The 9155-nt window shown below is 68.9% G+C and carries 5 protein-coding genes and 1 pseudogene; 3 read left to right on the forward strand and 3 right to left on the reverse strand.

What is annotated here, in order from left to right:
- Nucleotides 1-1139 (reverse strand): annotated as a pseudogene (locus WBA11_RS12640) (hypothetical protein); the annotation flags it as partial.
- A gap of 141 nt (nucleotides 1140-1280) precedes the next feature.
- Between WBA11_RS12640 and WBA11_RS12645 the strand changes: the two are divergent.
- Complete coding sequence (locus WBA11_RS12645; RefSeq protein WP_424521036.1) at nucleotides 1281-2159, forward strand: DUF4349 domain-containing protein; 879 nt, start codon at nucleotides 1281-1283, stop codon at nucleotides 2157-2159.
- Nucleotides 2160-2352: 193 nt separating this feature from the next.
- On the forward strand, nucleotides 2353-3471 hold the full coding sequence (locus tag WBA11_RS12650) for a cytochrome-c peroxidase (RefSeq protein ID WP_424521037.1): 1119 nt from the start codon (nucleotides 2353-2355) through the stop codon (nucleotides 3469-3471).
- 56 nt (nucleotides 3472-3527) lie between these two features.
- Here the strand turns inward: WBA11_RS12650 and serA are convergent, their stop codons facing one another.
- Nucleotides 3528-4757: a phosphoglycerate dehydrogenase gene (serA, locus tag WBA11_RS12655; protein WP_424521040.1), complete on the reverse strand. Its 1230-nt coding sequence runs from the start codon at nucleotides 4755-4757 to the stop codon at nucleotides 3528-3530.
- Between the two features lie 346 nt (nucleotides 4758-5103).
- On the opposite strand from serA, the gene WBA11_RS12660 reads away from it, so the two are divergent.
- Nucleotides 5104-7275, forward strand: a complete 2172-nt coding sequence (locus tag WBA11_RS12660; protein ID WP_424521038.1) for a response regulator — start codon at nucleotides 5104-5106, stop codon at nucleotides 7273-7275.
- Nucleotides 7276-7339: 64 nt separating this feature from the next.
- Here the strand turns inward: WBA11_RS12660 and WBA11_RS12665 are convergent, their stop codons facing one another.
- On the reverse strand, nucleotides 7340-8797 hold the full coding sequence (locus WBA11_RS12665; RefSeq protein WP_424521039.1) for a glycogen synthase: 1458 nt from the start codon (nucleotides 8795-8797) through the stop codon (nucleotides 7340-7342).
- Between the last annotated feature and the right edge of the window lie 358 nt (nucleotides 8798-9155).

Genomic DNA, 9155 nt, shown 5'->3' on the forward strand with positions numbered 1-9155 from the left:
AAGTCCTGGACGTGGACCTCGTAGGCGACGACGTCCTCCATGGCGGGCCGTCCGCCCTCGACGGGACGCGGAGCCTCGAACGCGTCGCGCCAGACGCGAGAGCGGCCCCACGAGTCGTCCGAGACCAAGGCGTAGGGGTCCGAGACGCGCTCGCCGGTCTGGTTCGTGAACGCCGAGCCGGGACCGCCGGGGCCGTAGACGGCGAAGTCGTACCACGTGCCGTGGAGGTCGCCCTCGAAGACGGCGGTCCAGACGCCCGTCTCGGTTCGGGTCATCGCGACCTCGCGGCCCGGTCCGGTGCGCTCTGAGTAGAGGCCCAGCGAGACCGAGTCGGCGCGCGGGGCGAACAGACGGAATGTCGTCTGGGTGCCGGGCCGTGGGCGAACCCGGAGCGTCGAGCCGTCGGACGCGGTCCGGTTCTGGTGGTCTGAACTAGATGTCTCCTCGACGGTGGCCCCCATCGGATCCGGGTCCACGAGGTCCCGCCACAACCCGTCGAATCTCGCTCGAGCCCGCAACAACCCAGCGTCCGTCTCGACCTCGACGTAGTGAACCTGGGCAGGGTCAAGAGGGAGGCCGAGCCACAGCAGCGCCGTCGTCGCCTCGTTGGGGATCGCGATGGACACCGGCACCCCGAACCCGTCCCACCGGACGACTTGGTAGCCGCCGCCCGAGAGCAGGCTGAGCGGCTCCGCCTCGCCCTCGACGGTGACGGCGATCGAGGACGAGCCCCGAATCTCAGCGATGAGCCGAGGGACGGCCTCTCCGAACCGGTAGACCAGGTTGCCGCCCGCCACATTCTCCAACCCTAACGGCGGATCGAGCCACCGCCCGTCGCCCCGAAACTTGAACGGCGTCGCCGGCCCAAGCCCCGCCGCTTGGGCGTCCTCGAGGACGAGCGTCCAGACGTCGCCGGTTTGCTGGAGCGCCCAGTCGGGGTCGTCGTCGTCGCTGGACCATCCGCGGAACGGGCCGGTCACGGCCACCTTCGCGGGCGAGAAGCCGTAGAGCGCCGGGTCGAACACGAAGGTGGCCGTGCCGTCTTCCTCGACGTAGCCGCGGGCGCGGTCGGCGTCGGACGGTTGGGCCGCGAGCGGGAGCGCCGCGAGGGCGAGGAGAGCGACGACGAGACGAGACACGGGTCTTGGGAGAGTCGGTCGGAAACATACCCGAGCCCCACCCGGCCTCGAGGTCTCGTGCCCGTCCTCGAGGACGGGGCACATGAGAATGCCCCTTCACGCGTTCGCCACGCTCACGCATGGTCCTCACCCTCCCCTGCCATGACCAACCTTTTCCCACGGGCCGCTCTCGCGCTGGCCCTCGTGTTCACGCTCGGCGCGTGCCAGGCCGAGTCTGAGTACGCCGTCGACGACGTCCAGGAGATGTCCGTCGCCACCACCGAAGCGGACGTCGCCCTCGAGGCCGAGCCCGCGACCCCAGGCGTCGTCCAGCCGACCTCGCTCCAGTCCGACATCGATGTGCCGGAGCCGTCCTCACGACTGCTCATCCGCACCGGCTTGATGACCATCCGGGCCGACAACCACACGCGCGCCGTCGAGCGCGCCCGCGCCCTGGCCGATGCGACCGGCGGCTTTATCGGCGGCGAGTCCAGCCGGCGGTACTCGGACCGCGTCGAGACCACGCTGACGATCCGCGTCCCCGCCACCCGGTTCGACTCGCTCTTGGAGGGCGCCTCGGGCATCGCCGGCGAGATCGAGTCGCGCTCGGTCTCCGTCGACGACGTCACACGTCAGGTCGCCGACGTCGAGGCTCGACTCGGTGCCCGCCGCGCCGCGGAAACGCAGTACCTCGAGCTAATGCAGCGCTCGGGCTCCATCGAGGACGTCCTGGCCGTCCAGGCCCGGCTCCAGGAGGTTAGGGAACAGATCGAGTCCGCCGAGGCCCAGCTTCGGGCGATGCGCGACCAGGTGTCGCTCTCGACCTTGACGCTGACGCTGTTCGAGGCCTCGGCCGCCGGCATCACGTCGGGACCCGGCTTTTTCGCCCAAGCCGGCCGCGCCATCGTCGACGGCTGGGACGGGCTGCTCGAGTTGGCCCTCGGCCTGCTCACCATCTGGCCGATGCTGCTCTTGATCGCGGGGGCCATCTGGCTGGTCGTCCGTCTCCGCACGCGCCGGCGCGCTCGAGCGAGCTCCTAGCGATCCGTCCTCGAGGCCGCGACGGGCGGCCTCGAGGACGCTGCAACAAGATGCCCCGAATGCCTTACAGTAGAGGCGAGCCAGGACGCTCGACGTCCCTGACCCTCACGACTCGAGAAACCGTGTCACCCGACATTGCACTTCGCAGGTGCCAAGATTCTATCATCTTAGCCTGAGGACTTCCCCGTCTGTCATGATTCGGCTCGCGTCGCTCGCCCTCGTCTCGTTCGTCGCCATCGGCGCGACGTTCGCCGTGCGCATGACCGAGACGCCGGTCCTGCCCGAGACGCCCTACAGCTACGACAGCACCGAGCTCCCGGGCCACCTCGACACCGAGACGGTCCGCAAGTGGGACACGACCCCCGAAGACAACCCGATCACAGACGCCGGAGCAACGTTGGGACGCGTTTTGTTCTACGACGTCCGGCTGTCCCAGAACCACACCGTGTCGTGCTCGTCGTGCCACCACCAGGATCGGGGGTTCGCAGACCCCGAGCGTCTGAGCGCCGGGTTCGAGGGCGAGCGGACGCCGCGCAACTCGATGGCCTTGGCCTTCCCGCGGTACGACCGGAACCGGCAGTTTTTCTGGGACGAGCGCGCCCAGACGTTGGAAGAGCTCGCCCTCGAACCCATCCAAGACTTGGTCGAGATGGGCTTGACGCTGGACGAGCTCACGACCCGGCTTGAGACGACCGCCTTCTACCCCGGCCTGTTCGACGACGCGTTCGGCACGCCCGAGGTGACCAGCGATCGTGTCGCGCGGGCGCTGTCCCAGTTCCTCCGCTCGATCACGGCCTACAACTCGCGCTACGACGCCGCGCGCCTGGCCGAGCCCGACGTGTTCGGACAGCCGCTCGCCGGCCTGACGGACCAAGAAAACAAAGGCCTCGAGTTGTTTTTCGGACCCGGTCGGTGCGAGCAGTGCCACGTCGGCGACCTGTTTATGGGCAAGCAGCCGACGGGCAACGGGCTCGACTCGACCATCGTCGACGCCGGTGCGGGGAACGGGCGGTTCAAGATCGTGTCGCTGCGCAACGTCGCGCTCACGGCGCCCTACATGCACGACGGCCGGTTCGAGACCTTGGAGGACGTCGTCGAGCACTACAGCACCGGCATCAAGCCCGGCCCCGGCCTGGACCGGCGGCTGCGCGCCGGCTACGGACGGCCGCTCCGCCTCAACTTTAGCGCCGAGGAGCGCGCGGCGCTCGTGGCGTTCTTGCACACGCTCACCGACACGACGATGGCGACCGACCCGCGGTGGTCGGACCCGTTTCCCATCGCCGAGGCGACAGGCGAGACCGAGGCCGACTAGACCGACCTCGATGAGGCTGGATTCGTCCTCGAGGTCGGGACGCACCCTCGAGGGCGCTAGTAAAGGACGCGCGTGCGGATCGTGCCCTCGATGTTGCGCAACGCGTCGAGGGCGCCCTCCGACGTCTTCGCCTCGACGTCGGTCACGACGTAGCCCAGGTCGTTGCTCGTTTTGAGGAACTGGGCGTCGACGTTGACGCCCAAGTCCGAGAACACCCGGTTGATCGCGGCCATGATGCCCGGCACGTTGCGGTGGACGTGCAGGATCCGATGGCAGTCCGGGTGCGGCGGCAGCACGACCTCGGGGAAGTTCACCGACGTCTCGGTGCTCCCGTTGTCGCTGTAGCGGACCAGCTTGCCCGCCACCTCGGCGCCGATGTTCTCCTGGGCCTCCAACGTCGACCCGCCGATGTGCGGCGTGAGAATGACACGGTCGAGTCCCTTCAACGGCGTGTCGAGCTCGTCGTCGTTCGACCGCGGCTCGGTCGGGTACACGTCGACGGCGACGCCGGCCAAGTGCCCGCCCTCGAGGGCGGACGCGAGCGCCTCGAGGTCGACGACGGTGCCACGCGACGCGTTGATGAGCACGGCGTCGGGCTTCATGGCCGCGATCTCCGCTTTACCGATCAGGCCCTGCGTCGTCGGCGCCTCCGGAACGTGGAGCGTGACGATGTCGGATTGCTCGAGCAGCTCCTCGAGCGTGGCGACGGGCCGCGCGTTGCCCAACGGGAGCACGTCGGACGTGTCGTGGAAGACGACGCGCATCCCCAGCCCTTCGGCCAGCACCGAGAGCTGCTTGCCGATGTTGCCGTAGCCCACGATCCCGAGCGTCTTGCCCCGGATCTCGCGGCTCGTCCCGACGCTCTTGGCCCACGTCCCGCGGTGCGCTTGAGCGCTCTTCTCGGGCACCCCGCGCAGCAGCAGGATCGCCTCCGCAAGCACCAACTCGGCGACGGACCGCGTGTTCGAGAACGGCGCGTTGAACACCGCGACCCCCTTCTCGGCTGCGGCCTCGAGGTCGATCTGGTTCGTCCCGATGCAGAACGCGCCGACGGCGACCAGCTTCTCGGCGGCCTCCAAGACGTCGGCGGTGAGCTGGGTTCGCGAGCGGATGCCCAAAAAATGGACGTCCTCGAGGAGGCCTGGCAGCTCGGCCTCGGGCACGGCGGCCGTGCGGCGCTCGATCTGGGTGTAGCCCGCTGCCCGGAACGTGTCGACGGCGTTTTGGTGGATGCCCTCCAAGAGGAGAATCTTGATGCGGTCCTTGTCGAGTGAGGTCGAGGCCATCGAGGTCGTGGTGCGGGCTCGCAAAGGTCCGACCTCGAGGACGCGCGCGGCCACCCGTGTGTGCGAATCTGCCGCGACCTCGAGGGCGGCTCTTCGATACGCAGGCACGTCTCAGAGAGTCGCACCCCAGCGTCCTCCCCGAGTGAGTGCTCAACGTCGCCCGAGACGAGGCCGTCGATGAGTGCCGAGCGTCTCGCAGCGAGGTCCAGCTAAGGTTTAAGCGAGCGGCACCGGACACGATACTCTCTTCTCTCATCTGTCCTCTCTCATGTCCCTCCCTGGTCGTCGGCGGTCCACGACAACCGGCTCCAAGCTGGCACACGCGGACCTTAGGGCACACAGGGTGATGATCGTCCTCGGAGCGGTAGCCATCCCGTCGTTTTGGGCCTTTGACCGGCTCAGCCGGCGGGTTTACGACGATCCCATCGAGTACCGGCTTGTGATCGCTGCGGCCGCTCTTTCGGTCTTGGGACTCAGCTACGTGAGCGGGCACGTCCGACGTGCGATCAGACCGCTGACCATCGTGTTCACTTACGGGATCGCAGCGTTCTTCGGATGGACGGCAGCGAAAAACGGGCTCGACGCGTCGTGGGCGTCCGGGCTCACACTCGTGACCGTGATGTGCGGGCTCGCCCTTGCCCTGTTCGGCCGGTCCGAACGGGAGGTGCCGTTGGTTCTTGCGGCTCTCGGGATAGCACTCGTCGTCCCGGCGGCGCTTACACCATCGCCGGGTGGGAGCGACCTTCCACTTCTGTCACTCGTTGCGACGATCGCGTTTTGCCTCGCGGGCCTCTGGGTCGTGGGGGTGGCCCGGCTGCGCTCGCTCGGGGCCGTGCAACAGAGCCGCGACGCGCTCGCGGAGGCCAACGTGAGCCTGACCGTGGCCACGGCCGACGCCGAAGACGCTCGGGAGGTGGCCGAGGCCGCCACGCGCGCCAAGAGCGAGTTCCTGGCCAACATGAGCCACGAGATCCGCACGCCCATGAACGGCGTGATTGGCATGACCTCCCTCCTTAGCGACACGGGCCTCGACCGCGAGCAGCGCGACTTCGTAGAGACGATCCGGTCTTCGGGCGAGGCGCTCATGACGATCATCAACGACATCCTGGACTTTTCCAAGATCGAGGCGGGACAGCTCGATCTCGAGACCCGTCCGTTCGACGTCCGCCAGTGCATCGAAGAGGCCCTCGACCTGGTCGCGCCCCACGCGGCCGAGAAGGGCGTCGAACTCGCCTACCTGCTCGAGGACGGCGTGCCTCAACGCGTGATCGGCGACGTCACGCGCGTCCGCCAAGTCCTAGTCAACCTGCTGTCGAACGGGATCAAGTTCACCGAGCGCGGCTCGGTCTGCGTCCGCGTCCACGCCCGACCGGCCGACGCCGCGACCGGAACGGCGACCGTCCTCGAGTTCGCCGTCGAGGACACCGGCATCGGGATCGCCGACGACAAGCTGGGCGACGTGTTCGAGAGCTTCACCCAGGCCGACGCCTCAACCACGCGCCAGTACGGCGGGACCGGGCTCGGCCTGACGATCTGCCGCCGCCTGACCGAGTTGATGGGTGGCGAGATGGGGCTCGAAAGCGTCCTGGGGCAGGGCTCCACGTTCTCGTTCACGATCGCCACCGAAGTCGCGGCGTCGGAGCGCCGCGTGTTCCTGAACCCGCACCAGCCCGACCTCGAGGGCAAGCGCGTCTTGGTCGTGGACGACAACTCGGTCAACCGGGACATCCTGTCGCGGACGGCCGCACGCTGGGGCATGACGGTCCACACGGTCGCGTCCGGCCGTGAGGCCGTTGCTGAAGTGGCCCGCCAGCGCAACCCGTTCGACGCCGTCCTGCTCGACATGCAGATGCCGGGGATGGACGGTGTCGACACCGCCGTCGAGATCCGAGCTGATGCCGACGGGGACGCCCCCGTCATGCTCCTGCTCACCTCGATCAGCCGCGACGCCACACTCCGGGTGCGGGCCGAGGAGGCCGGGATCGCGTCGGTGTTGTACAAGCCGACTAAGCCGGCCCAGCTCCACAACGCGCTCCTGGCCGCGTTCGGGACGCCTGCTACTCCGGACCCGCCGGAGCCCAGCTGGGTCGTCCGTCCCAAGACGGGGGACGGCGCTGCCGCCACCGACACGCGCGTCTTGCTGGCCGAGGACAACGCAGTCAACCAGAAGGTGGCCGTCCGCCTGCTCCAGAACCTCGGCCTCGAGGCCGACGTCGCCGCCAACGGCGTGGAGGCCGTCGAGGCGGTCCACCGCGCCGAGAGGGCCGGGCGGCCCTACGACATGATCTTGATGGACGTCCAGATGCCTGAGATGGACGGGCTCGAGGCCACGCGGCGGATTCGCCAGGCCGAAGTGACGCAGCCGACGATCGTGGCGCTCACGGCCAACGCGATGCAGGGCGACCGCGAGGCGTGCATCGACGCCGGCTGCGACGACTACCTCACCAAGCCGGTCGTCCTCGAGGACGTGGCCTCGGCGCTCAGACGGACGGTCCTCCCGAAGGCCGTCGAGGCGTGACGGGACGGCGAGAGCCTCTCCTGACAACAGTCGATGCCCAACCTCGAGGTCACGGGCGAATTCCTCAGACCTCGAGGGCGTCGTAGAGCGCGGCGTAGTCCTTTGCGGAGGCGCCCCACGAGTGGTCGGCGCGCATCCCGTTTTGCTGGACGGCGACGTAGGCGTCGGGGTCAGCCGCGACCTCGAGGGCGCGCTGGGTCGCGTCGAGGAAGGCGTCGGGCGTGTAGGCGTCGAAGGCGAATCCCGTCCCGGTCTCGCCGTCCCAATCGTCGACGGTGTCCTTCAACCCGCCGACGGCGTGGACGACGGGCGGCGCGCCGTAGCGCATCGCGTAGAGTTGGCCCAGCCCGCACGGCTCCTGCTTGGACGGCATCACGAAAAAGTCAGCCGCGGCGTAGAGCCGGTGCGCTAGCGCCTCGTCGAAGGCCAACGTGAGCGACATGCGACCGGCGGGCGCGTCCTCGAGGACGGACCGGAGCGCGGCCTCGTGAGCCTCGTAGCCAGAACCGAGCACGGCCACGGCGGCGTCGGTCTCCCGCAGGATGGCCTCGACGCCGGGCGCCAAGACCTCGGCCCCTTTCTCGGGCGTCAGCCGGCCGACGTAGACCAGGAGCGGCCGGTCGGCCTCGAGGCCCAAGGCGTCGCAGACGGCGCGTTTGGTCTCGGCCTTGCCGCGCAGGTCGTCGGCCGAGTAGTGCGCTGGGAGACGCGGGTCCGTGGCCGGATTCCACTCCTCCAAGTCGACGCCGTTGACGATCCCACTCAGGCGGTCGCTCGCGCCCTCGAAGACGTAATCGAGGCCGTGCGACGGGTCCGGGCTGGCGACGAGTTCGCGGGCGTAGCTCGGGCTGACGGTCGTGACACGGTCGGCGTGCTGGACGCCGGCCTTGAGGCTGTTGACGCGGCCCAGGTGGTCGATCGCGCGCCAGTCGGGGAGGCCGAGACCCAGGCTGTCCCAGTGCGACCATCCGATCTCGCCGTGGTGGTCGGCGCTGTGGACCGTCAGGACGGTCGGCACGTGCGCGATCTCGGCGTTGGCCGGATCGGCCTCGAGGAGCACCGGGATCAGGCCGCCGTGGTGGTCGTGGAGGTGGAGCACGTCGGCGCCCTCGAGCGGCGTGTTCTCCGAGCGGAGCCAGTCCAGGACCATCAGCTGGAAGACGAGGTAGCGGACCTCCATCCGGTCGAACAGGCCGTTGTCGGACGAGCGGAAGTAGACGCCGTCGTCGCCGAAGTGCTTTTCCTCGTCGACGAGGTAGAGCGGGACGTCGTCGAGGACGTCGGAGCGAAAAACCTCGAACGGGAAGAACTCGCCCTCGAGGAAGACGACGCCCGTGTGGACGGCCTCGAGCGGGCTCGTCATGTTGGCGATCCGGCCTCCGCGCCCACCGTAGAACGGCATCACGACGGCCGACGGGACGCCTTGCGTCGCGAGCGCCTTGGGCAGCGCCCCCACGACGTCGGCGAGACCGCCGACTTTTGCGAACGGAGCACACTCGGCGGCGATATGGAAGACGGGCATTGCTGGGAGGGACGAAGGGATACGGGACGGAGGGACGGGCGCCTGCGGCAAGTAACAGCATCGGCGGGTGCAACGAGCAACCGCATCCCGCGCCGAGGCAAAAAAGACGCGGCCTCGAGGACGACGACCGACGTGACGGCTGAGGAGTGGCGCCGGCGTCCTCGAGGACGTGCATCCCTCCGCCCCTCCATCCCACATCCCTCCTGGCCGGGGCAATCCGCACCGACCGGGTCCGTTGGCCGTGGGTCGCCTGCTAGCTTGAGTTCACCGATCCTCTGCCCTCTTGACCCCGACCGTCGACCGCCTCCGCCGCCGCATCGCGGCCGCCCGCCGCAGGATCACGGGCGCGGCCGTCGCA

The organism is Rubrivirga sp. (assembly GCF_049648075.1).
Lineage (GTDB): Bacteria > Bacteroidota > Rhodothermia > Rhodothermales > Rubricoccaceae > Rubrivirga.